The sequence below is a fragment of the Streptomyces sp. NPDC001832 genome, assembly GCF_040297265.1.
Lineage (GTDB): Bacteria > Actinomycetota > Actinomycetes > Streptomycetales > Streptomycetaceae > Streptomyces.
In genome coordinates this window covers 109,259-133,212 of sequence record NZ_JBEOYU010000002.1, presented here as the reverse complement: position 1 = coordinate 133,212, position 23,954 = coordinate 109,259, and the positions used below count along the sequence as shown (strand labels likewise).

The following is a 23,954-nucleotide window of genomic DNA, read 5'->3' as shown; positions in this document are numbered from 1 at the left end:
CCCGCCCGCCGGTCGAACGCAACACCTGCCGAATAGGCGAATCGCTCTCCGTATGGCGGCGTTCAAGGCTTCGTCCTGCGGCGACGGCCCTTCCCGGTCCGTACGGGTGCCGAAGCTCCGGCTTCCGCGCCGCCCCCTGTGCGGTCCGCGGAGACGACCAGCGCAGCGAGCACCGTCGTCACCGGCACCGAGGCGACCAGCCCGATCGAACCCACCAGCGTTCGTACGATCTCCTCCGCCACCAGCTCGCTGTTGGCCACCGTCCCCACGCTGCTCTGGGCAATCGAGAACAGCAGCAGCAGCGGCAGTGCGGCGCCCGCGTAGGCGAGCACCAGCGTATTGACGACCGAGGCGATGTGATCGCGCCCGATCCTGATCCCTGCCCGGTAGAGACCCCGAGCACCCATCGTCGGGTTCGCCTGGTGCAGCTCCCAGACCGCCGATGTCTGGGTGACCGTCACATCGTCGAGCACCCCGAGCGAGCCGATGATGACACCGGCCAGCAGCAGACCGCTCATGTCGATGTGCGGGTACAGGCCGTGGATGAGACCGGTGCTGTCGTCGGTGTTGCCGGTCAGGCTCGCCCAGCCGATGAATTGCGATCCGAGCAGACCGATCAGCAGCAATGAGATCAGTGTCCCGATCACCGCGACCGACGTGCGGGCGGTCAGACCGTGGCACATGTAGAGCGCGATCAGCATGATGGCACTGGCGCCGACCACCGCGACGAGCAGTGGATTCGAGCCCTGGAGGATGGCCGGGAGGATGAACAGGGCCAGCACGGTGAACGACAGGGCGAGCGCGACCAGTGCCATCACCCCGCGCATCCTGCCCACCGCGATCACGGCCAGGGCGAAGATCCCGGCCAGCAGCGTCATCGGGAACTTCCGGTTCACATCCGTCACCGAGTACTGCAGATCATGGGGTGCGTCGGGGGCGTACGCCACGACCACGTCCTGCTCCTCGTGCAACTGACGGGGGGCGTCGGGCTGGACGATTTCGACGAAGGTCCGGCCCTTGTCGTGACCGGTCGTCACCTCGACGGTAGCCTTCGCGCACAGCCCGGGCCCGCTCCCCGGCGGTGGGGTGGTCTCGCCGCTGATGGGCGTCTGGGTGGCGTTCACGTCCTTGCAGTCCACCTTGTCGATATTCACCACCTTTCCCTGCTGGGTCTGCTGGTCAAAGCCGACACCGGTCCGCTCGTGCGGCGGCGCGCCACCAGGCCAGAGCGCCACCAGGCCGACGACGACCGCGGCGGCGAATGGGATGAGCACGGCCGCGATGACCTTGCGCAGATGCTTGGAGACGGGCGCGGCAGGGCCATGGCTGTGCGAGTGGCCGTGTTGCTGGCTCTGCGGATCGGCGCCGGCATGGGGGGACGTCACCGGCTGATCATCGCAAGAAGAGGGCCCTCTGTTCATTACGGCTGACAGGGCGCTAGCGTGGGGGAACCTTTGCACACGCGGGAGCTCGGAGCACCGGGCTGAGAGGGCGCTGATATCCGTACGTCTGTACGGGAGAGGCTGCGCCGACCGCCGAACCTGTTACCGGGTAATGCCGGCGTAGGGAGTAGGTCTCATGACCACATCGGACGCACGCACGCCTGCCTCGAGCCAGCGCGACGAGGCCGGGAAGTCCATCGGCTGGCACAAGGGATACGTCCAGGGCTCACGCCCGGACATCCGGGTACCAGTCCGTCAGGTGCACCTCACCAACGGCAAGGACGTGACGCTGTACGACACGTCGGGGCCGTACACCGATCCCACCACCGAGACCGATGTCCGTCGTGGGCTCGTACCGCTGCGGGCGAACTGGATCAGCGCGCGCGGCGACACCGAGGAGTACCCGGGCCGCCCCGTCCGCCCCGAGGACGACGGGCTCAAGCACACCTCGCCGCGAATGGGGTCTCCCCTGCTCGAGCGAAGCCGAGCGCTTGGGGAAGGGCTGCGCAACCTCGACGCGGTCTTCCCCGGCCGCCCGCGCCTGCCCCGTCGCAGCCGGGACGGGCAGCCGGTGACCCAGCTTGCGTACGCACGCCGGGGTGAGATCACCCCGGAGATGGAGTACGTGGCGATCCGGGAGAACGTCGAACCCGAGGTGGTGCGCGAGGAGATCGCCGCGGGCCGGGCCGTGCTGCCGGCCAACGTCAACCACCCCGAGATCGAACCGATGATCATCGGCAAGCGGTTCCTGGTGAAGGTCAATGCCAACATCGGCAACTCCGCGGTGACGTCCTCCATCGAGGAGGAGGTGGAGAAGATGACATGGGCGACGCGCTGGGGCGCCGACACCGTCATGGACCTTTCCACCGGCCGCAACATCCACACCACCCGTGAGTGGGTTCTGCGCAACTCCCCCGTGCCGATCGGCACCGTTCCCCTCTACCAGGCCCTCGAAAAGGTCGACGGCCGGGCCGAGGAGCTGACTTGGGAGATCTACAAGGACACCGTCATCGAGCAGGCCGAGCAGGGCGTCGACTACATGACGGTCCACGCCGGCGTGCGCCTGCCGTATGTCCCGCTGACCGCCAGCCGCAAGACCGGCATCGTCTCCCGCGGCGGCTCGATCATGGCGGCGTGGTGCCTCGCGCACCACAAGGAGTCGTTCCTGTACGAGCACTTCGAGGAGCTCTGCGAGATCCTCGCCGCGTACGACGTGACGTACTCGCTGGGCGACGGGCTGCGCCCCGGCTCGATCGCCGACGCCAACGACGAGGCCCAGTTCGCTGAATTGCGCACGCTCGGTGAACTGAACACGATCGCCAAGCGGTTCGGCGTCCAGACCATGATCGAGGGCCCGGGCCATGTCCCGATGCACAAGATCAAGGAGAACATCGACCTCCAGCAGGAGATCTGCGAGGAGGCGCCCTTCTACACGCTCGGCCCGCTGACCACCGATGTCGCCCCGGCGTACGACCACATCACCTCGGGCATCGGTGCAGCGATGATCGCCTGGTGGGGCACGGCGATGCTCTGCTACGTCACGCCCAAGGAGCACCTCGGTCTGCCCAACCGGGACGATGTGAAGACCGGCGTCATCACGTACAAAATCGCGGCCCATGCGGCGGACCTCGCCAAGGGGCACCCGGGGGCGCAGAACTGGGACGACGCGCTTTCCGACGCCCGTTTCGAATTCCGCTGGGAGGACCAGTTCAATCTGGCTCTCGACCCGGTCACGGCACGGGAGTTCCACGATGAGACGCTGCCGGCCGAGCCGGCGAAGACGGCGCACTTCTGTTCGATGTGCGGCCCGAAGTTCTGTTCGATGAAGATCTCCCAGGACATCCGTCGTGAACACGGCGGTTCCCAGGCAGAGATCGACGCGGGCATGACGGAGAAGTCAAAGGAGTTTGCGGCGGGCGGCAACCGGGTCTATCTGCCGATCGCGGACTGAGCCCGTCCGACGGCGTGGATGAGTGGCGGAGGTTTGCCGCATACCTTCGCCACTCATCGGCTGCTCTCTGTGAGTGCACAAGGGGATCCGAACGGTCAGCGCCGAGGCCATAAAAGGGATGCCTGTAAGAAAACCAGGGCATTGGCGCGCCCGAAGGTCTGGGACTCCTGACCCACGCTGGTTCCGGCATGTGGGCCGTGGTTGACGAAGGGCCGTACCGGCGTCCTTGGGGGAGGCCGGACCCGGTCAGTCCGGTTCGTGCTCGGGGCCGCCGAAGTCGGGGCTGGTGAAGTCCGGGCTGGTGAATGTCGGGCGGGGGCCCGCTGCCGGGCCGTCGTCCGGGCTGGAGAAGTCCGGCCGGCTGTAGCCGATCTTCGGGATGCGGTTCGCCGAACGATGCGGTGTGCGCGACGCGGGGCCGGCGTCGGGGTCGGCGAGCGCGTCCCGCAGGAACGGCAGGATGCCGCGCTCCAGCAGTGCGTGGCGCCATGCCTCTCTGGCGCGCGCCACATCCTCCGGCAGCTCGTTGTCGGAATCCTCGGCGGGCTGCGACGTCGACCCGTTGCGCAGCGCGGTGATGAGCAGTCCGACGGCCGCGGCCAGGATGGCGGCGGCCATGACCGCTGCGAAGAACCAGCCTGCGGCGACCATCGTGGCGGCGAAGGACGGTGGCGGACTGAGCAGCCTCAGCAGATAGCCGGACAACAGGAATATGAACGCGGCCGTCCCGGCCAGCACGGGCGCCAGGACCGTGACGACGGCTCCTATGCCTGCGCCCGACTGGTTCGGACTGCCCCCGGACCCCGGGCCCGACTCATGGTCCGCCCCTTCGGCCGGCCCGCGCAGCTCCTCGCGGGCCTTCACATAGTGGTCGTACTCGGTGGCTGCCGTCTCGGTGATCAGCGCCGTGGCGTCCAGCGCCATGGTGCGCAGCTGCACGGCGTTGAGCCGCTCGCCGACCGCGGCCAGATCCGGTCGTTCGTGGGCGTGACGCAGTGCGTCGTCGAGGATCCGCTCGTACTCGGGGCGGTCCTCGGCCAGCAGGTGCGGAGCGCTTTTCATGTGCATCCCCCGATGCTCCGTAGGGCCTGAGTACCCGCTTGGGCCGGGCAGTTGGGCGGAAACGGAGGAGAGCCTGCTACTGATACGCCGATGGTAGAGCGCTCACGGCACGGGGTGACAGGGGGTTTCCGGAAATAGGCCCAGCGGTCGGCGTGGTCAGGTCGTGGATGCGTCTTCCCAGAAGAACGTCAGTCATGCAGGGGCAGTTGGGCGACCAGTAGCTTTCCGGCCATGGTCACTCCGCCGTCCATGGCGATGGCCAGCCCGTCCGCGTACACGTGCGGGCCTTCGACCACGGGGCCGGAGCCGTCCTCGCCGTCCTCCGAGCCGACCTCGCCGAGAAGGTACGGAATGGGGCTGTGACCATGGACGATGCGCTGCCCCCCGTAGGCCGACATCAGCTCCCGGACGGCCTGTGGCCCCGCCTCGTCGCGGAAGGCGAACCGCTTGGTGAGCTTCCGGAAGAGGTCCCAGCACTCATCGGCGTCGTTACGAGTGAGAATGGCGTGCACGGTGTCGTTGACGTCCTCGATGGTGGCGCCGTAGTCGAGGTACGCCGTCGTGTCGGAGTGCATCAGCAGATGCCCGTCCTCCTCGACGATCGCGTCGAGCCGGGACATCCACTGGAGGTGGACGTCCTGAAGACGCTCCATGTCGTTCTTCTGGCCGCCGTTGAGCAGCCACGCGGCCTGGAAGGTGGCGGTGCCCGCGCCGGAGTTCACCGGGGTGTCCCCGAACCGCTTGGCGCCGATGAGCAGCAGTTCGTGATTGCCCATAAGGGCCTTGCAGTAGCCGCCGGCGGCCGCGGCCTCGGCGGAGAGGCGCATGACGAGGTCGATGACGCCGATGCCGTCGGGGCCCCGGTCGGTGAAGTCACCGAGGAACCAGAGCCGGGTATTGCCCGCGGACCAGTTGCCCTCGGCGTCGATGAGGCCCTGTTCGGCGAGCGCGGCGTGGAGTTCATCCAGATAGCCGTGGACATCGCCGACGACGTACAGCGGTCCGAGTCCCGGGTCCGGGGTGGGCCGCGGGTCGGGGACGGCCCGCACCTGGACGGTGTCACCGCGATTGATCACGGGAAGGTCGCGCTCGGTGGGTGTGTACCCCTCCGGCAGCTCGTCTCCCGGAACGGCATTACCCGGGTGTGGCGGTGAAGGCGGTACCGGGGTCTGCGCATAGGGCGGTACGCGGAAGTCACGCAACGTCGCAGTCCGCACCACGGGTTCCTGACCGGCCCCCTGTGTCATCGACCCCTCCACCACCGTCGCGCCGCCGTACACCTGACGGGCCCTGCTGGTCGGGGCGGTCCGCGGTGTCGTGCGCCCATCATAGGAATGCGGATCGTGCTGTGTGACGCACCAGGGGTGGTGAATCCGGGCGCACATCGGGTTCACCGACCGTTTGGTCCGAATTGACCTGATCAATCCCCGGCGGGGGAGCGCGGTGCGCTGACCGTGGTGCGGGGCGGACGACGTTGCGAGGATGTCCGGATGATGAGCTCTGTCGGTATGACCTGCTCCACTGGTCCGTCGTGATCCTCGCCTTCGATGGCGTCGATCAGGAGCTGGACGACCGCCGTGCCGATTCTGCGCGGCTTGAGCGAGAGCGTGGTGATGGGGGGCTCGGTCGTCGCGTACACGGTGGACTCGCTGCAGCAGACCAGCAGAAGGTCCTCGGGGACGCGCAGACCGTACCGGCGGGCGGCCGCCAGCAGATCGGTGCCGTTGGGGTCGAAGAGCCCGTAGACGGCGTCGGGCCGGTCCGGGCGGGCGAGCAGCCGGTCGGCGGCGACCGCGCCCGCGCACGGGTCGTGGGCGGGGTAGGACTCGTACACCGGGTCCTGGCCCACGCGCTCGCACCAATGAAGGTACGCGGTGGTGGAGAGGCGGGTGTACGTGTCGGTGGTGGTGCCGGTGAGCAGGCCGATGCGGCGGGCCCCGGCGGCGGCGAGATGGTCGAGGAGGTCGAGCACGGCGGCCCGGTGGTCGTTGTCGACCCAGGCGGTGACCGGGAGGGTGCCGGCCGGCCGTCCGTCCGAGACGACGGGCAGTCCCTGGCGTACGAGCTCCGTGACGACCGGGTCCTGGTCGGAGGGGTCGATCACGACGGTGCCGTCGAGCGCGACGTTCGACCAGACGTCGTGGCGTGAGGTGGCGGGCAGGATGACGAGGGCGTAGCCGCGGGCGAGCGCGGCGGATGTGGCCGCTCTGGCCATCTCGGCGAAGTAGGCGAATTCGGTGAAGGTGAAAGGTTCGTCCCCGTAGGTCGTCACGGTCAGGCCGATGAGGCCGGACTTGCCGGTACGGAGGGTTCGGGCCGCGGCGGATGGGCGGTAGCCCAGGCGCTCTGCGACCTCGCGGACATGTCGGCGGGTGGCGTCCGGGAGCCTGCCCTTGCCGTTGAGCGCGTCGGAGACGGTCGTGATGGAGACCCCGGCTGCGGCGGCCACATCCCGGATTCCTGCTCGTCCTTGCCGGCCGCCGCGCCGGGGTGTCTCCGTCCGGCTCACCTGGTGCTTCCCTGCTGCTGTCATGGCGAGCCGATAGTAGGGCTCGGACGGGAGGTTGACCTGGTCGCATATTCGCTCGTTGACAGGCACGTTTCTGCATGATCAGTAAGTGTCAAATGCCTGGCAAACCAAGGGTGTTGGAGGGGTTTGCCATAGTGTGTCATGCATCGAAATTGATGGGCCTAGTAAATGACCGATGTTTCGAAGAGGCCTCATCTCACCTCTTCGAGGGACGCGCGCCACGGAGTGGGCCACCGGCGCACGTCAGGGAGGGAAGCGCCCCCCATTCCCGGTAGCACCGGAGGAGTGGACGCTGTGGCCATTCGCAGCAGCGCCCAATCCTCATAAGGTGAGCAGTATTGATGTGTACAGACGGTCGAGGAGGACCTGCGGTGAGCGAGACGAGCCCCAAGCTGCGCGCCGAGCTGGACGGCGTTCCCGCCTACGTACCGGGCAGGCCGGCTGCCGCCGGCGGACCGGTTGCGTTCAAGCTGTCCTCCAACGAGAACCCGTATCCGCCGTTGCCCGGGGTGATGGAGTCCGCCCTGGCCGCGGCTGCGAACTTCAACCGCTACCCGGACATGGCCTGCACCGGTCTGATGAACGAGCTGGCCGACCGATTCGGTGTGCCCGTCTCGCACCTCGCCACCGGAACCGGCTCGGTCGGTGTGGCGCAGCAACTGCTCCAGGCCACCTCGGGCCCGGGCGACGAGGTCATCTATGCCTGGCGCTCCTTCGAGGCTTACCCGATCATCACGCAGGTCAGTGGTGCGACCTCGGTGAAGGTTCCGCTGACCGACGATGAGGTGCACGACCTCGACGCGATGGCGGACGCGATCACGGACCGCACCCGGATGATCTTCGTCTGCAACCCGAACAACCCGACCGGCACCGTGGTGCGCCGGGCCGAGCTGGAGCGGTTCCTGGACCGGGTGCCGCGCGATGTCCTGGTGGTGCTCGACGAGGCGTACAGGGAGTTCATACGCGACATCGAGGTGCCGGACGGTATCGAGATCTACCGGGACCGGCCCAATGTGGCGGTGCTGCGGACTTTCTCCAAGGCGTATGGCCTGGCCGGTCTGCGGGTCGGTTTCGCCGTGGCCCACGAGCCGGTGGCGGCCGCGCTGCGCAAGACGGCGGTGCCCTTCGGGGTCAGCCAGCTCGCGCAGGACGCGGCGGTGGCTTCGCTGCGCGCCGAGGACGAGCTCCTGGGGCGGGTCGGCTCCTTGGTGTGCGAGCGCGACCGGGTGCAGCGGACCCTGGCGGACCAGGGGTGGACCGTGCCGGAGTCCCAGGCGAATTTCGTCTGGCTGCGGCTCGGGGACCGTACCGCCGACTTCGCCGCGGTGTGCGAGCGGGCCGGCGTGGTGATCAGGCCATTCGCGGGCGAGGGTGTGCGGGTCTCGATCGGGGAGGACGAGGCGAACGACCTGTTCCTGAAGGTGGCGGAGTCGTACCGCAAGGAGCTGTAGAGCGGCGCAGGCCGCCTGCGCACATCAGAAGGCCAAGGGCCCCGTACCTCGTTCGCCGAGGTGCGGGGCCCTTGCGTTGGAGGTCTGAGAAACGTCTGGAACGCAGCGCTCCTGGTTGTCTGTTTCGGGGGGATTGATCGGAACATCCCAAGAGGGGTACCCCGCCCGAACGTCCCGAAAGTCTGTGCGTCATAATTGCTTGTGAATGTGAACTCGTTCACAATCACATCCTGTTTCCTCCCGTCATCAGTCGGATTTAAAGGGCAAACTGCCGCTGTGGCTACGGCGACGTAAGGAGAAGACGACGTGGAGCTAGCTCTGGCGCCGGAGACCCTGGCGCGATGGCAGTTCGGTATCACCACCGTCTACCACTTCCTGTTCGTCCCACTGACGATCTCTCTTGCCGCGCTCACCGCCGGCCTGCAGACCGCCTGGGTGCGCACCAACAACGAGAAGTACCTCAGAGCGACGAAGTTCTGGGGCAAGCTCTTCCTGATCAACATCGCCATGGGTGTCGTCACCGGCATCGTCCAGGAGTTCCAGTTCGGTATGAACTGGTCCGACTACTCGCGGTTCGTCGGTGACATCTTCGGTGCCCCGCTCGCCTTCGAAGCACTGATCGCCTTCTTCTTCGAGTCCACCTTCATCGGGTTGTGGATCTTCGGCTGGGACAAGCTGCCGAAGAAGATCCATCTCGCCTGTATATGGATGGTCTCCATCGGGACCCTCCTGTCCGCGTACTTCATCCTGGCGGCCAACTCCTGGATGCAGCACCCGGTCGGCTACGAGATCAACGAGGAGCGCGGCCGTGCCGAGCTCACCGACTTCTGGCAGGTCCTCACCCAGAACACCGCGGTCGCTCAGTTCTTCCACACCATCACCGCCGCCTTCCTGGTCGGAGGCGCTTTCATGGTCGGCATCGCCGCTTTCCACCTGGCGCGCAAGAAGCACATTCCGGTGATGCGGACCTCGCTGCGGCTCGGACTGGTCACCGTGGCGATCGCCGGTCTGCTCACCGCCGTCAGCGGTGACACGCTTGCCAAGGTCATGTTCAAGCAGCAGCCGATGAAGATGGCCTCCGCCGAGGCGCTCTGGGAGGGGGAGGATGGGGCTCCCTTCTCGCTCTTCGCGGTCGGTGATGTGTCCGAGGGCCACAACACCGTGGAGGTCTCCATACCCGGGGTGCTGTCCTTCCTTGCGGACGGCGACTTCGACTCGTACGTCCCCGGCATCAACGACCTCAACGAGGCCGCGCAGGAGAAGTACGGCCCCGGCGACTACCGGCCCAACATCGCGGTCGCCTTCTGGAGCTTCCGCTGGATGATCGGCTTCGGGATGGCGTCCTTCGCCCTCGGCCTCCTCGGACTGTGGCTGACGAGGCGGAAGTTCCTGCTGCCGCAGGCGATGCGGACCGGTGAGGACGAAGTGCCCCATCTGGTCCTCTTCAGGAAGAAGGCCCTCAGTCCGAAGCTCACCAAGTGCTATTGGATCCTCGCGCTCTGGACGCTGCTCTTCCCGCTGATCGCCAACTCCTGGGGCTGGATCTTCACCGAGATGGGCCGCCAGCCCTGGGCCGTCTACGGAGTGTTCCAGACCCGCGACGCGGTCTCCCCCGGCGTCTCGCAGGGCGAGGTGATCACCTCGTTGATCTTCTTCACCCTGCTCTACGCCACGCTCGCGGTGATCGAGGTCAAGCTGCTCGTGAAGTACATCAAGGCCGGACCGCCGGAGCTCACGGAGTCCGATCTCAACCCGCCCAGCAAGATCGGCGGCGACCACGAAGACGCCGACCGGCCGATGGCCTTCTCCTACTGAGAGCAGAGGAGCTGAGAGATGGAACTCCACGACGTCTGGTTCGTACTGATCGCCGTCCTCTGGATCGGCTACTTCTTCCTGGAGGGATTCGATTTCGGGATCGGTGTCCTCACCAAGCTGCTGGCCCGAGACCGCAAGGAGCGGCGGGTTCTGATCAACACGATCGGGCCCGTCTGGGACGGCAACGAGGTGTGGCTGCTCTCCGCGGGCGGTGCGACCTTCGCCGCCTTTCCGGAGTGGTACGCCACTCTGTTCTCCGGCTTCTACCTGCCGCTGCTGATCATCCTGGGCTGCTTGATCGTGCGGGGTGTCGCCTTCGAGTACCGGGCGAAGCGACCTGAGGAGCGGTGGCAGACCAACTGGGAACACGCGATCTTCTGGACCTCGCTCATCCCCGCAGTGCTCTGGGGCGTGGCCTTCGGGAACATCGTGCGCGGCGTGAAGATCGACGCCGACATGGAGTACGTGGGCAACTTCTGGGACCTGCTCAACCCGTACGCCATCCTCGGCGGACTGGTCACGCTCTCCCTCTTCACCTTCCATGGTGCTGTGTTCGCGGGGCTGAAGACCGTCGGGGACATCCGGGAGCGGGCGCGTAAGCTGGCGCTCAAGCTGGGGCCGGTCACCGCGGTGCTCGCACTCGGCTTCCTGATCTGGACCCAGATCGACACCGGTGACGGCTGGAGCCTGCTGGCGATGATCATCGCCGCGATGGCGTTGGTCGGCGCGATCGGCGCCATCGCGGCAGGACGCGAGGGCTGGTCGTTCGCGCTCTCCGGGGTGACCATCGCGGCCGCGGTGGCGATGCTCTTCCTGGCGCTCTTCCCGAACGTCATGCCGTCTTCGCTGAACGACGCCTGGAGCCTCACGGTCACGAATGCCTCGTCCACCCCTTATACGCTGAAGATTATGACCTGGTGCGCGGGGATCGTGACCCCCCTCGTCCTGCTCTACCAGGGCTGGACGTACTGGGTGTTCCGTAAGCGCATCGGTACGCAGCACATCGCCGAAGCGCACTGAGCGCACCTGGGCCTGTCCGGCCCTGACCCTCCGGGCAGGCCCTGCCCTGGTCCACCGACCGAGCTCACTGGGGGCTGTTTCACGTGAAACCGATCGACCCGCGCTTGCTCCGCTACGCCCGCGCCACCCGCCGCTTCCTGGCGGCCGTGGTGGTACTCGGAGCTGTCGGGGCGGCGCTGGTCATCGCCCAGGCCATGCTCATCGCCGAAGTGGTGGTGGGCGGGTTCGAGGACGGACTGACCGTCTCCGGGCTGCGGACCCCACTGATCCTGCTCGCGACGGTCGCGCTCGGCCGGGCTCTGGTCTCCTGGCTGACCGAACAGGCCGCGTACCGGGCCGCCGCGGCGGTCAAGTCCGAACTCCGCGGCCGGCTGCTGGAGCGGGCCGCGGCGCTCGGTCCTGGCTGGCTGAACGGTCAGCGAACCGGCTCCCTGGTGGCGCTCGCCACCCGCGGTGTCGACGCGCTCGACGACTACTTCGCGCGCTATCTTCCGCAGCTCGGGCTCGCGGTGGTCGTGCCGGTGGCGGTCCTTGCCAGGATCGTCACCGAGGACTGGGTCTCGGCAGTGATCATCGTGGTCACGCTGCCCCTCATCCCGCTCTTCATGGTCCTGATCGGCTGGGCCACCCGGTCGCGAATGGACCGCCAGTGGCGGCTGTTGTCCCGGCTCTCGGGGCACTTCCTCGATGTGGTCGCCGGACTGCCGACGCTGAAGGTCTTCGGCCGGGCCAAGGCGCAGGCCGAAGCCATCCGCACCATCACCTCGCAGTACCGGCGGGCCACGCTGCGGACGCTGCGGATCGCGTTCTTGTCGTCCTTCGCTCTGGAGCTGTTGGCGACCCTGTCGGTGGCCCTTGTCGCCGTCACCATCGGCATGAGGCTCGTGAACGGCGGACTCGACCTCTATACCGGCCTGGTGGTGCTGGTCCTGGCGCCCGAGGCATATCTGCCGATCCGCCAGGTCGGCGCGCAATACCACGCGGCCGCCGAGGGGCTGTCGGCCGCGGAGGAGATCTTCTCGGTCCTGGAGACCGAGCCCCGGCCGGGCGGCACTGCGGACATTCCGGAGTCGCTGCGGCTGGAGCTGGAAGGGGTGACCGTACGGCACGAGGGCCGTACCGAACCTTCGCTGGACAGAGCCTCGTTGGTGGTGAACGAGGGGGAGACCGTTGCCCTGGTCGGCCCGAGCGGTGTCGGGAAGTCCACTCTGCTCGATGTGGTGCTGGGATTCACGGCACCCGACGAGGGGCGCGTACGGATCGGCGGCGTCGATCTGGCGACGCTGGCACCCGAGCGCTGGCGGGAACGGATTGCCTGGGTGCCGCAGCGCCCGTATCTCTTCGCGGGAACGATCGCGGAGAACGTACGGCTGGCACGGCCGGACGCGGACGACGACGCGGTGATGGCGGCGCTGCGGGACGCGGGGGCATACGACTTCGTGGCGGAACTGCCGGACGGCGCGCAGATGCTCCTCGGTGAGGATGGTGTGGGCCTCTCCGCCGGCCAGCGCCAGCGCCTCGCGCTCGCGCGGGCCTTCCTCGCCGACCGGCCGCTGCTGCTGCTCGACGAGCCGACCGCGAGCCTGGACGGCGAGACGGAAGCGGGCATCGTCGAGGCGGTACGGAGGCTGGCCGCGGGGCGGACCGTGCTGCTGGTCGTGCACCGCCCGGCGCTGCTCTCAGTGGCCGACCGGGTGGTGACACTGGAACCGGGCGTGACACTCCGGCCGGAGAAGCCCGAGGCGTCCGCCGCGGTGCCACGGCCGACGAGCGCACCCGCCGACGAAAGTGACGCGGTGTCGGAGCCCGAGGCGCTGCGGGAAACCGCCGCCCGCTCGGGTCGTGTCCTGTCCCGGGTCAGGGAAGCCGCAGGGGCGCAGCGCGGACAGATGGCACTCGCGCTACTGCTGGGAAGCCTCGCCCTGGGCTCGGCCGTCGGGCTCATGGCCGTCTCCGGCTGGCTGATCTCCCGAGCCTCTGAACAACCTCCGGTGCTCTATCTGATGGTCGCCGTGACCGCGACCCGTGCCTTCGGCATCGGCCGGGCCGTCTTCCGCTACGCCGAGCGCGTGGTGTCGCACGACGCCGTGCTCAAGATGCTCGCCGAGCTGCGCGTCGCGGTCTACCAAGGGCTGGAGCGCATCGCGCCGGCCGGTCTGCGCCGCACCCGTCGCGGGGACCTGCTCTCCCGGCTCGTCGCCGATGTCGACGCCTTGCAGGACTACTGGCTGCGCTGGCTTCTGCCTGCCGGGACCGCCGTGGTCGTGGGGGCGGCGACCGCCGGATTCGTCGGCTGGCTGCTGCCCGCGGCAGGCGTAGTGCTGGCCGCAGGGCTTCTGCTGGCCGGAGCGGGAGTGCCGTTGATCAGCGGCGCCTGCTCCCGCCACGCGGAACGCCAACTCGCTCCCGCTCGTGCCGATCTGGCCACCCGGATCACGGACCTGCTCGGCGGGACCGCGGAACTGACCGTTGCGGGCGCCCTGCCGGCCCGCTCGGAGCGGACCCGGGAGGCCGACGGCGTCCTGACCCGCATCGCCGCCCGCGCGGCCGCGGCCACCGCGCTCGGTGGCGGTCTCACCACTCTGATCGGCGGTCTCACCGTCGTCGCCACCGCACTCGTCGCCCTCCCCGCCGTGCACGACGGGCGGCTTGAGGGCGTGGAGCTCGCGGTGGTGGTACTCACGCCGCTGGCCGCCTTCGAGGCCGTGACCGGTCTGCCGCTTGCCGTGCAGCACCGACAGCGGGTCAAGCGGAGTGCGGAGCGGGTGTACGAGGTGCTGGACGCCCCGCTGCCCGTGCGTGAACCCGGCAGCCCGGCCGAGACACCCGAATCGCCCTTCCCGCTGGAGGTACAGGGGCTGTCGGCCCGGTACGCGGGAGCGGAGCGGGACGCCCTGGACTCCGTCGACCTGAGGCTGACGGCCGGCCGGCGCATAGCCGTGGTCGGGCCCTCCGGCTCGGGCAAGACGACCCTCGCGCAGGTCCTGCTTCGCTTTCTGGACGCACGGGCGGGGACGTACCGGATCGGCGGTGTCGAGGCCTCCGCACTGGAGGGGGAGACGGTCCGGCAGTTCGTCGGGCTGTGCGCCCAGGACGCCCATATCTTCGACAGTTCCATCCGGGAGAACCTCCGCCTGGCCAGTACTGATGCGACGGACGAAGAACTGCGGGCCGCTCTCGACCGGGCACGGTTGCTCGACTGGGCCGAGGCGCTGCCCGACGGGCTCGACACCCTCGTCGGCGAACACGGCGCACGCCTCTCCGGCGGCCAGCGCCAGCGCCTCGCCCTGGCCCGGGCGATCCTCGCCGACTTTCCCGTACTCGTTCTGGACGAGCCCGCGGAACATCTCGATCTGGAAACCGCGGACGCCCTGACCGCAGACCTGCTGGCCGCCACCCAGGGGCGGACGACGGTACTGATCACTCACCGCCTCCAAGGGCTCGAAGCTGTCGACGAGCTGGTGGTGCTGGATGCCGGCCGGGTAGTGCAGCGGGGACCGTACGCCGATCTCGCCGCTGAGGAGGGGACGTTGCGCCGGATGCTGGAGCGCGAGCAGGAGACCGTACGGGTGCTCGAAGAAGCCGTTGGCGTACGGGCATGAGCCGGGCGGCACGATAGCCGACTTTCCTCCCCAATAGGTACTAACTACTCTCGGGGTATGCCAGAGCAGGACCCGAAGGACTCACTCGAAGCCGCGACACAGGCGACCCGCAGCCTCCAGGGCCTGTCCACCGAACTCACGGCCCGTGTACCGCAGCTGCTGGAAGCCATGCGTTCTGTCGGCACGGGCCTCGAACTGCACTCCACCCTCGACCGGATCTGCGAGACGGCGGCGGAACTCGCCCACTCCCGCTACGCCGCCATCGGCGTCGTCGACGAGAAGGGTGTGGGGCTCTCCGATTTCGTCACGTACGGAGTTTCGGACGCGGTGGCGCACGAGATCGGCCGCCGCCCCGACGGGCACCGGGGACTGCTCGGCGCACTGATCCACGACCCGGTACCGGTGAAGCTGGCCGATCTGACGGCTGATCCGAGATTCGCCGGCTTCCCGCCCGGCCATCCCCCGATGCGGAGCTTCCTCGGCGTCCCGATCCGGGTACAGGGGGAGATCTTCGGAAATCTTTATCTGGCCGAGAAGGGCGACGGAGGCGAGTTCAACGACTACGACCTGCACATGGTGCGGGTGCTCGCCACCGAGGCCGGGATCGCCATAGGCAACGCCCGGCTGTACGAGGCGGCACGCCAGCGCGAGCGGTGGATCGACGGCTCGGTGGCCGTGACGACCGCCCTGCTGTCCGGCGGTGACGCCGATGACGCGCTCTCCGTCGTCGCCGAACAGGCCCGCCATCTCGCCGCGTCCGCCGCCGGGATCGTGCTGCTGCCCACCGAGGAGGGCGGCCTGGAGATGGTCGCCGTCTCTGCGGACAACCCCTCCGCCCACTTGGGGGTGATCATCGGGCCGGAGAGCCCGGTGGCGGCGAAGCTCCTGGGCGGCGAGGCGGTCTTCGTGGACGACTCGGCCACCGATTCCCGCATGATCTCCACGCTGGCCCATCAGTTCGGCCCCAGCATGCTGCTGCCCCTGCATAGCGGTGGACGGGTGCTGGGCGCGCTCGCCACCCCTCGCGCCCGGGGCGAGAGGCCGTTCACGGAGACGGAACGGACCCTCGCCACCCAGTTTGCCTCGCAGGCCGCACTTGCGCTGATGATGGCCGAGGCGCAGCGGGACCGGGAGCGACTCGCGGTGTATGAGGACCGTGACCGGATCGCCCGCGATCTGCATGACCTGGTCATCCAGCGGCTGTTCGCCACCGGGATGATGCTGGAGAGCGCCCAGCGCCGGTCGGTCGTGCCCGAGGTGCAGACGGGTGTCGGCCGGGCGGTCGACGAGCTGGACGTGACCATCCAGGAGATCCGTACCGCGATCTTCGCATTGCAGCAGGAACCGGCCGAGGCGCCGTCCGGGCTGCGCACCCGTGTGCTGCGCGAGATCAACATGGCCGCGGTCCCGCTGGGATTCAAGCCCTCGCACCGCTTCATCGGCCCGGTCGACTCGCTGGTCGGCGAGCTGACCGGCAAGAACCTGATCGCTGCGCTGCGGGAGGCGCTGTCCAATGCCTTCCGGCATGCCGAGGCGTCGTTGATCGACGTGGTCGTCGATGCGACCGCCACGCTCCCCGACGGGAGGGACGCGGTGCGGCTGTCGGTCGCCGACGACGGGGTGGGCGTCCCGGAGGGCGGCCGGCGCAGCGGGCTGCGGAATCTGGCGCGCCGGGCTGAATCCCTTGGCGGTGCGAGCTGGTTCGGGCCCGGCATCGGGGAGGACGGGGGCGGCACGACGGTGGTGTGGGAAGCGCCGATCTGAGAGCGGTCGGGCTCTCAGGGGCGCTGCCGGGCGCGGACCTCAGCGTGTCGCGTCGGACGCACGGCGCTCGGCGAGGATCCGCTCGATGACAACCGCGACGCCGTCGTCTCCGTTGGTGGCGGTCCGGCCGGAGGCGGCGGCGAGCGCGGCCGGGTGGGCGTTGCCCATCGCGTACGACGTGCCCGCCCACCGCAGCATCTCCACGTCGTTCGGCATGTCGCCGAAGGCGACGACCTCGGCGGGTGAGATGCCGCGCTCGGCGCAGCAGAGCGCCAGGGTGCTTGCCTTGGAGACTCCGAGGCCACTGACTTCGAGCAGGGCCGTTGGGCTGGACCGGGTGAAGGATGCCCGGTCGCCTGCTGCCGTACGGGCCAGGGCGAGGAAGTCGTCCGGGGCCAGTTCGGCGTGGTGGGCGAGGAGCTTCAGCACGGGGGCGCCGATGCCTGGCGTCTCCTCGTGGAGCAGCTTCTCGGCGATGGCGACGGTGGCGCCCGGGTCCAGGTGCAAGGGCGGGTAGGCCGGCTCGTAGTGGATGCCGGTGGTCAGTTCGACTGCGAAGGAGGTGCCGGGGGCGGCGGCGCGCAGTGTGTGCACGACGTCGAGGGCGATGCCGCGCTCCAGCGGGAGGACCTTGACCAGCTTGCCGTCCGCGTGAAGATCCGCGACCGCGGCGCCGTTCGCGCAGATCGCCAGGCCGTGGCCGTGAACATGGTCGCTGACGACGTCCATCCAGCGGGCCGGGCGTCCGGTGACGAAGAAGACCTCGATACCGGCTTCCTCGGCTGCGGCGAGCGCGGCGATCGTACGGTCCGAGACGGTCTTGTCGTCGCGCAGCAGAGTGCCGTCCAGGTCGGTGGCGATCAGCCGGGGAGCGGCAGGCGAAGGCGAGTCGGTAGCTGAGGTCACGCGCCCATTCTCGCGTACGAAGGCGCACGGGCGTGCAGAGGGGCGCACGCATCAGGATGTGAGCCCCTGACCAGGGGAACACGCCTGGCGTACATGCCAGCGGTCCCGAGCGGTCGTGCCGGTCCGATCGGCGGCCGAGCCGGGTTTGTCAACGGCCGAGCTGGGCCAGGCCCTCAGTAGCTACGCGTTCGAATACCTTCTCGTCCGCCGCGAAGTCGGAGTCCGGGATCGGCCAGTGAATGACGATCTCCGTGAAGCCCAGCGCGAAGTGGGTGCCCGCGAAATCCACGAAGGCGTCGAAGGAGTCCAGCGGACGGTCCGGCGTGAAACCGGTGAGAAGGATCTTGTCCAGCTCGGCGACATCCCGGCCGACGGACTCGCAGGCCGTGCCCAGCTTGGTGAGCTGCCCGCGGATGGCCTGGACGGACTGCTCCGGGGTGCCCGCTTCGTACAGCTTCGGGTCGCCCGTGGTGACCCAGGCCTGGCCGTACCGCGCGGCGAGCCTCATTCCGCGTGGCCCGGTGGCGGCCACTGCGAACGGCAGTCGCGGCTGCTGCACGCAGCCGGGGATGTTCCGGGCCTCGTTCGCCGCGTAGAACCGGCCTTCGTACGTCACCGAGGGCTCCCGCAGCAGCTGGTCGAGCAGCGGTACGAACTCGTCGAAGTGGTCGGCGCGCTCGCGCGGCGTCCACGCCCTCTCGTCGCTCCGGCGCAGCGTCGTGGCATCGAAGCCGTTGCCGCCGGCGCCGATGCCGAGGGTGATGCGTCCGTCGGAGACGTCGTCCAGCGTGATGAGGTCCTTGGCGAGCGTGACGGGGTGCCGGAAGTTGGGGGAGGTGACGAGGGTGCCCAAGCGCATACCCTGCGTTACTGTCGCCGCCGCTGTCAGTGTGGGCACCGCCCCGAACCACGGTCCGTCGCGGAAGCTCCGCCAGGAGAGGTGGTCGTAGGTGTACGCGGTGTGGAAGCCCAGTTCCTCGGCCCGCTGCCACTTCCCGCGGCCGCTTTCGTGCCAGTGGTCGACGGGAAGGATCACGGTACTCAGACGCAGACTCATGCCCTGAGCCTACGTCCGTCGGATCAACGGTCGGACCTTCGTTTCGGTTTGCCAGCCGTACCGGTGCGGACGCATCTGGTCGCCCGTGTGGCTCTGCCGTGACCACTGGCGCCGAGAATGGTCCTTGATGAGGACCTCTGTCCAGCCGGCGGAGCAGGTCGCCAGGGTTTGGCGCCGGCCGCCTCCGGACTGTCATGACCGTTACTTCCTGGTGTGTGACCAGACCGTGGTGAGCGCAGCACCGGCCCCGGCGGGACCGGCCGTGGGATCAGTCGCGGAAACGCAGGAACACGGGCGGTACGGCAGCGGTGAGCCAGACTCCGTTGGCGCTGACGTAGAACGTGTGGCCCGCGCGGTGCATCGCGGCCGCGTCTACCGACAGGATGACGGGGCGGCCGCGCCGGGCGCCGACCCGGGACGCCGTCTCGCGGTCGGGCGAGAGGTGGACGTGAGTGCGGTTCATAGGGCTCAGGCCCTCGCTGCGGATCGCGTCCAGCGCGCGGCTCACCGTGCCGTGGTACAGGTACGAGGGCGGCTCGGCCGGCGGGAGAGCGAGATCGACCGGAACGGTGTGGCCCTGGCTTGCACGGATGCGGCCGTCCTTGACGGCGAAGCGCTGCTTGTCGTTGACCGCGACGACGTGGTCGAGTTCGGCCCGGGTGACGGGGAAGTTGTTGCGGGCCGTGGCGCGCAACAGTTCTTCGATCGTCACCCAGCCGTTTGCGTCGAGCGTGATTCCGATCCGCTCCGGCTGATGCCGGAGATGCTTGGAGAGGTACTTGGACACCTTGACGGTGCGTCTGTCGTCCATCCCGTCAGAGTGGCCCCGGCGGTTGCTCACTCGCATCCTGATTTCACCCCGATTCACTGCCGCAATTTTATTCGCTGTAGCAATTTTCCGTTCAGAGGTTTGATCCACAGGTAACGCAGGTTATCCACAGGTCAATTGGCGATTCTGTGGACAAGACCCCGAGGAGTCACCCGGTTTGGTCAATGTCGGGTAGTTCGCCGGTAGATGGCGTAAGCGCATTCAATGTCCTTGATTGCACCTCACGTTCTGCCGCCGCCGCGACAAACGCGGACACGTTTTCCGGACCAACCAGCCGTTGCACGGCGCGGATTGTTTCCGACGGCAGATCCACCTGACGCTTCGCGGATATCGAAGTGTCCGAGGTGAGCCGGGCGTCAACGCCAAGATGGTGCTGCAGATGCCGGGTGGCGAACGCGCTTATGGCACGGGCAAGTTCGGCGTCAATCGTCTGCTGAGCGAGCGGACGCAGCCTGCGCACCATGGCGGCCGTTTCCGCCGGGTCCGAGTCCGTAGGCGGGTGATGACCGAAACAGCCCGCGAAGACGTGCTCCGTGGCGAAATTCAGAAAGCGCGCGGCGATCTGCTCGACCTCGCCGCGAAGGTCCCTCAGATGTCCCGAGATTGCACTGAGCGGTACACCAGCTGCGCACAACGCAACTGCCACTGCAAGTTCTTGAGGGCTCGGAACCAGGAACTCGTCGTGCCGGCCCGGGATGCGTTCGAGTACGCCGAGCTCCACCGCCTCGGCGACCGCCTCGTCGTCCGTGCTGCCGCCGAACTTGGTGTTCAGCTCGGCCAGGGTGATCCTGTCGGCCCGCTCGTCCGTCCAGGGGCCGTGCTCCTCGGCGACGAACCCGAGCACCCCGCCCAGACCGCGGCCCGTGTCCCAAGCCTCCAGGAGTTCCTTGATGCTGGCCAGGGTGTAGCCGCGATCCAGCAGATCGGCGATCTGCCTGAGCCGGGTGAGGTGGGTGTCCTGGTACACATTGGCCCGGCCGCGCCGTTCCGGCGTCGGCAGCAGACCGCGGTCCTGGTAGGCGCGGATCGTACGGACCGTGGCACCGCTCGCATGCGCCAGGTCCTCGATCCGGTACTCGGCGGCGGATCGGCCGGCCACCGCCGACGGCTGCCCGGGGCCGCTCACAGCGGCGGCTTCAGCCGGGCGATCCCGCGCAGCGCGCCGGGGCTGAACCGGTGGTACGGCCTGGTGCGCGGTATCCAGTGCGGTACCCAGTGCTTGCCCGGAAGGGAGCGGCGTACCAACTGCGTCGCCCATAGGCTCAGTTGGGCGTACAGCTTCTCCGACGGAAAGGTGTCGCCGGTCGGCGTGATCGGCTGGACCGGTACATGCGCATAGCTGAACGAGGCCAGGCGTTGTACGTCTCTGAACCCCCGCAGCTCCGGGGCCTGTTCGTCCTTCACTGCCGAGGTCATGCCACCGTCCGTTCCCTGCCGCGTGCGGTAAGCGCTCGTAAACGTGACACTGATGAATGTGACAATGCGCGGCGACTGCGTCAAGAGGTGAGCCGAGGCCTGTGGACAACTCGGAGAGACCCCTTCCTTCGGCTTTCGGGCTCCTCCCCGTGGTGGCCCCCCCTACGGGTCCGTACGCCTGGAGGCTGACGCGGATCCAGCCGCCAGGGCTGACGAGCGGTGTGGTCCGCGCCACTATCTTCGAAGGCGTGACTGTGATCGCGACCGAAAGCCTGAGCAAGCGGTTCCCCCGGGTGACCGCGCTTGACCGGCTCTCCTTGGACATCGGACCCGGTGTGACCGGCCTGGTGGGTTCCAATGGAGCCGGCAAGTCCACATTGATCAAGATCCTGCTGGGTCTGTCCCCTGCCACCGAAGGCCGGGCCGCGGTGCTCGGACTCGACGTCGCCACCCATGGCGCCGCCATCCGGGAACGGGTCGGCTACATGCCCGAACACGACTGTCTGCCGCCGGACATCTCGGCCACCGAGTTCGTCGTCCACATGGCGCGGATGTCCGGACTGCCGCCGACGGCAGCGCGCGAGCGCACCGCCGACACGCTGCGCCACGTCGGTCTGTACGAGGAGCGCTACCGCCCCATCGGCGGCTATTCGACCGGCATGAAGCAGCGTGTGAAACTGGCCCAGGCACTGGTCCACGACCCGCAGCTGGTCCTGCTCGACGAGCCGACCAACGGCCTCGACCCGGTCGGCCGCGACGAGATGCTCGGGCTGATCCGCCGCGTATACACGGATTTCGGCATCTCGGTCCTGGTCACCTCGCACCTCCTGGGCGAGCTGGAACGCACCTGCGACCATGTCGTCGTCATCGACGGCGGCACACTTCTGCGCTCCAGCTCCACCAGCGACTTCACGCAGACCACCACGACCCTCGCGGTCGAGGTGACCGACAGCGATACCCACCCGGACGGAACCGACGCGCTGCGTCAGGTCCTTACCCGGGCCGGCGTCAAGCTCGTGGGTCACGACGGTCTCGACGGGCAGGGGCTGCCCGGCGCGGGCCACATCCTGCTGGTCGAGGCGACCGGCGAGGAGACGTACGACATCGTGCGCGACAGCGTTGCCGGGCTCGGGCTCGGTCTCGTACGGATGGAGCAACGTCGCCACCACATCGCCGAGGTCTTCCGTGCCCAAGAGGCACCGCAGCACGCGGACGTGGCGCAGACCGTGTCCGCGGTCGTCGGGGTCGTACAGCAGAAGGGGAACGGTCGTGATGAGCACTGAGACCGGGGCCGTGAGCGGGAGCGAGACCTCCCGGATCCACAACATCGGGTACCGCTCCTACGACGGCACGCGGCTGGGCCGCAGCTACGCGCGGCGCTCGCTCTACTCGCAGTCCCTGCGGGGTTCCTTCGGACTGGGGCGTTCCGCGAAGTCCAAGGTGCTGCCGATGCTGCTGTTCGGCGTGATGTGCATGATCGCGGCGATCATCGTCGCCGTCGCCATCGCCGCCCCCGGGGCCACGGCTCTGCCGATCAAGTACACGGCGTTCGCGATCTATCTGCAGGCCGTCATCGGCCTCTTCCTCGCCGCGCAGGCACCGCAGTCGGTCTCCCGTGACCTGCGCTTCAAGAGCATGCCGCTGTACTTCTCGCGGCCGATCGAGCGCGTCGACTATGTCGTCGCGAAACTCGCGGCCATGGCTTCCGCGCTCTTCATTCTCACCGGGGCGCCGCTCGTCATCCTCTATGCGGGCGCACTGCTCGGGAAGTTCGACTTCGCCGAGCAGACCAAGGGGTTCGGACAGGGGCTGGTGTCGGTGGCGCTGCTTTCCGTGCTCTTCGCCGGACTGGGCCTGGTGATGGCCGCGCTGACACCGCGCCGCGGTTTCGGTGTTGCCGCGGTGATCGCCGTACTGACCATCTCCTACGGCGCGGTCTCCACGGTCCAGGCCGTTGCCTGGCAGACGGGCTCGGCGGGGGCCATCGAGTGGCTGGGGCTGTTCTCCCCCATCACGCTGATCGGCGGTGTACAGACCGCGTTCCTCGGAGCCGATTCGGCTTTCCCTTCAGGGGAAGGCCCGGGGGCAGCGGCCGGCGTGGTCTATCTGATCTTTGTTCTCGCGCTCGTCGCCGGCTCGTACGCCGTGCTGATGCGCCGCTACCGGAGGGCCGGGCTGTGACCACCATCGAGATCGACCACACCTCGCGCTGGTTCGGCAATGTGGTCGCCGTCAACGACGTGAGCATGACGGTGGGCCCAGGGGTCACCGGGCTGCTCGGCCCCAATGGCGCGGGAAAGTCCACGCTGATCAACATGATGGCCGGCTTCCTCGCTCCGTCGACCGGCACGGTCACGCTCGACGGCCAGCCGATCTGGCGCAATGAAGCGGTGTACAAGGAGATCGGGATCGTGCCGGAACGGGAAGGGATGTACGACTTCCTGACCGGCCGCGAATTCGTCGTCGCCAATGCGGAACTGCAGGGACTCGGCGATGCGGCGGCGCAGAAGGCGCTGGCCACGGTCGAGATGGAGTACGCGCAGGACCGCAAGATCTCGACGTACAGCAAGGGCATGCGCCAGCGCGTGAAGATGGCGTCCGCCCTGGTTCACGAACCGTCGGTGCTGCTGCTCGACGAGCCGTTCAACGGGATGGACCCACGTCAGCGGATGCAGCTGATGGTGCTGCTGCGGCGGATGGGGACGGAGGGCCGGACCGTGCTCTTCTCCTCCCACATCCTCGAAGAGGTCGAACAACTCGCCTCGCACATCGAGGTGATCGTGGCGGGACGGCACGCGGCGTCCGGTGACTTCCGGAAGATCCGCCGGCTGATGACGGACCGTCCGCACCGCTATGTCGTGCGCTCCAGCGACGACCGCGCCCTCGCTGCAGCGCTCATCGCCGACCCGTCGACGGCCGGTATCGAGGTGGACCTGGGCGAAAAAGCCCTGCGCATCCAGGCGGTCGACTTCGGACGCTTCACCGAGTTGCTGCCCAAGGTCGCACATGACCACGGAATTCGCCTTCTGACCGTTTCGCCGTCCGACGAGTCGCTCGAATCGGTCTTTTCCTATCTCGTATCGGCCTGAGTAGTGGCCTGAAAGGAGCT

18 protein-coding genes are annotated in these 23,954 nt (G+C 68.2%); 9 read left to right on the top strand and 9 right to left on the bottom strand.

The genetic code is table 11. The features are described 5' to 3' along the window. Nucleotides 1–62: 62 nt before the first annotated feature. Nucleotides 63–1,421 carry a YibE/F family protein gene (locus ABT115_RS02845; RefSeq protein WP_502969014.1) on the bottom strand — a complete coding sequence of 453 codons (1,359 nt, stop codon included), beginning with the start codon at nt 1,419–1,421 and terminating at the stop codon, nt 63–65. 157 nt (nt 1,422–1,578) lie between these two features. On the opposite strand from ABT115_RS02845, the gene thiC reads away from it, so the two are divergent. Further along, a complete protein-coding gene (thiC, locus tag ABT115_RS02840) occupies nt 1,579–3,393 on the top strand; it encodes a phosphomethylpyrimidine synthase ThiC (RefSeq protein WP_351783325.1) in 1,815 nt (604 codons plus the stop codon). Nucleotides 3,394–3,639: 246 nt separating this feature from the next. Here the strand turns inward: thiC and ABT115_RS02835 are convergent, their stop codons facing one another. The 3 genes from ABT115_RS02835 to ABT115_RS02825 all read right to left on the bottom strand — a co-directional run bounded on the left by ABT115_RS02835 (nt 3,640) and on the right by ABT115_RS02825 (nt 6,988). Then, nucleotides 3,640–4,461 carry a hypothetical protein gene (locus tag ABT115_RS02835; protein WP_351783323.1) on the bottom strand — a complete coding sequence of 274 codons (822 nt, stop codon included), beginning with the start codon at nt 4,459–4,461 and terminating at the stop codon, nt 3,640–3,642. 182 nt (nt 4,462–4,643) lie between these two features. Then, a complete protein-coding gene (locus ABT115_RS02830; RefSeq protein ID WP_351783321.1) occupies nt 4,644–5,702 on the bottom strand; it encodes a metallophosphoesterase in 1,059 nt (352 codons plus the stop codon). 173 nt (nt 5,703–5,875) lie between these two features. Next, nucleotides 5,876–6,988, bottom strand: coding sequence for a LacI family DNA-binding transcriptional regulator (locus ABT115_RS02825; protein ID WP_351783603.1), 1,113 nt, complete (start codon nt 6,986–6,988; stop codon nt 5,876–5,878). A gap of 368 nt (nt 6,989–7,356) precedes the next feature. Between ABT115_RS02825 and hisC the strand changes: the two genes are divergently transcribed. From hisC to ABT115_RS02800, 5 genes are all read left to right on the top strand, one after another. After that, nucleotides 7,357–8,436 carry a histidinol-phosphate transaminase gene (gene hisC / locus ABT115_RS02820; protein ID WP_351783319.1) on the top strand — a complete coding sequence of 360 codons (1,080 nt, stop codon included), beginning with the start codon at nt 7,357–7,359 and terminating at the stop codon, nt 8,434–8,436. 306 nt (nt 8,437–8,742) lie between these two features. Next, on the top strand, nt 8,743–10,251 hold the full coding sequence (locus ABT115_RS02815) for a cytochrome ubiquinol oxidase subunit I (RefSeq protein ID WP_351783317.1): 1,509 nt from the start codon (nt 8,743–8,745) through the stop codon (nt 10,249–10,251). 18 nt (nt 10,252–10,269) lie between these two features. Beyond that, the gene (gene cydB, locus ABT115_RS02810; RefSeq protein ID WP_351783315.1) at nt 10,270–11,271 is read left to right on the top strand and encodes a cytochrome d ubiquinol oxidase subunit II; all 1,002 of its coding nucleotides are present in this window, start codon (nt 10,270–10,272) and stop codon (nt 11,269–11,271) included. 83 nt (nt 11,272–11,354) lie between these two features. Continuing rightward, a complete protein-coding gene (gene cydD, locus ABT115_RS02805) occupies nt 11,355–14,873 on the top strand; it encodes a thiol reductant ABC exporter subunit CydD (protein ID WP_351783313.1) in 3,519 nt (1,172 codons plus the stop codon). A gap of 57 nt (nt 14,874–14,930) precedes the next feature. Then, entirely contained in the window at nt 14,931–16,637 is a 1,707-nt protein-coding gene (locus ABT115_RS02800) for a GAF domain-containing sensor histidine kinase (protein ID WP_351783311.1), read from the top strand. 39 nt (nt 16,638–16,676) lie between these two features. On the opposite strand, the gene ABT115_RS02795 is transcribed toward ABT115_RS02800, so the two are convergent. The 5 genes from ABT115_RS02795 to ABT115_RS02775 all read right to left on the bottom strand — a co-directional run bounded on the left by ABT115_RS02795 (nt 16,677) and on the right by ABT115_RS02775 (nt 20,845). Continuing rightward, nucleotides 16,677–17,543, bottom strand: coding sequence for a Cof-type HAD-IIB family hydrolase (locus ABT115_RS02795; protein ID WP_351783309.1), 867 nt, complete (start codon nt 17,541–17,543; stop codon nt 16,677–16,679). Nucleotides 17,544–17,691: 148 nt separating this feature from the next. Further along, nucleotides 17,692–18,600: an LLM class flavin-dependent oxidoreductase gene (locus tag ABT115_RS02790; RefSeq protein ID WP_351783307.1), complete on the bottom strand. Its 909-nt coding sequence runs from the start codon at nt 18,598–18,600 to the stop codon at nt 17,692–17,694. Nucleotides 18,601–18,868: 268 nt separating this feature from the next. After that, a complete protein-coding gene (locus tag ABT115_RS02785; RefSeq protein WP_351783305.1) occupies nt 18,869–19,411 on the bottom strand; it encodes an RNA 2'-phosphotransferase in 543 nt (180 codons plus the stop codon). Nucleotides 19,412–19,577: 166 nt separating this feature from the next. Further along, the gene (locus tag ABT115_RS02780; RefSeq protein ID WP_351783303.1) at nt 19,578–20,528 is read right to left on the bottom strand and encodes a MerR family transcriptional regulator; all 951 of its coding nucleotides are present in this window, start codon (nt 20,526–20,528) and stop codon (nt 19,578–19,580) included. A 23-nt stretch (nt 20,529–20,551) separates the two neighbouring features. After that, nucleotides 20,552–20,845 carry a hypothetical protein gene (locus ABT115_RS02775; RefSeq protein WP_351783629.1) on the bottom strand — a complete coding sequence of 98 codons (294 nt, stop codon included), beginning with the start codon at nt 20,843–20,845 and terminating at the stop codon, nt 20,552–20,554. Nucleotides 20,846–21,099: 254 nt separating this feature from the next. Here ABT115_RS02775 and ABT115_RS02770 point away from each other — a divergent pair, with 254 nt between their 5' ends. Genes ABT115_RS02770 through ABT115_RS02760 form a run of 3 tightly spaced genes read left to right on the top strand, consistent with a single transcriptional unit; the run spans nt 21,100 to nt 23,934 of the window. Then, nucleotides 21,100–22,128 (top strand): ABC transporter ATP-binding protein, encoded by a 1,029-nt coding sequence (locus ABT115_RS02770; protein ID WP_351783601.1) that lies wholly within the window; start codon nt 21,100–21,102, stop codon nt 22,126–22,128. Next, the gene (locus ABT115_RS02765; protein WP_351783301.1) at nt 22,118–23,026 is read left to right on the top strand and encodes an ABC transporter permease; all 909 of its coding nucleotides are present in this window, start codon (nt 22,118–22,120) and stop codon (nt 23,024–23,026) included. The genes ABT115_RS02770 and ABT115_RS02765 overlap by 11 nt, the downstream gene beginning before the upstream one ends. Next, nucleotides 23,023–23,934 carry an ABC transporter ATP-binding protein gene (locus ABT115_RS02760; RefSeq protein WP_351783299.1) on the top strand — a complete coding sequence of 304 codons (912 nt, stop codon included), beginning with the start codon at nt 23,023–23,025 and terminating at the stop codon, nt 23,932–23,934. The genes ABT115_RS02765 and ABT115_RS02760 overlap by 4 nt, the downstream gene beginning before the upstream one ends. The last annotated feature ends 20 nt before the right edge of the window (nt 23,935–23,954 follow it).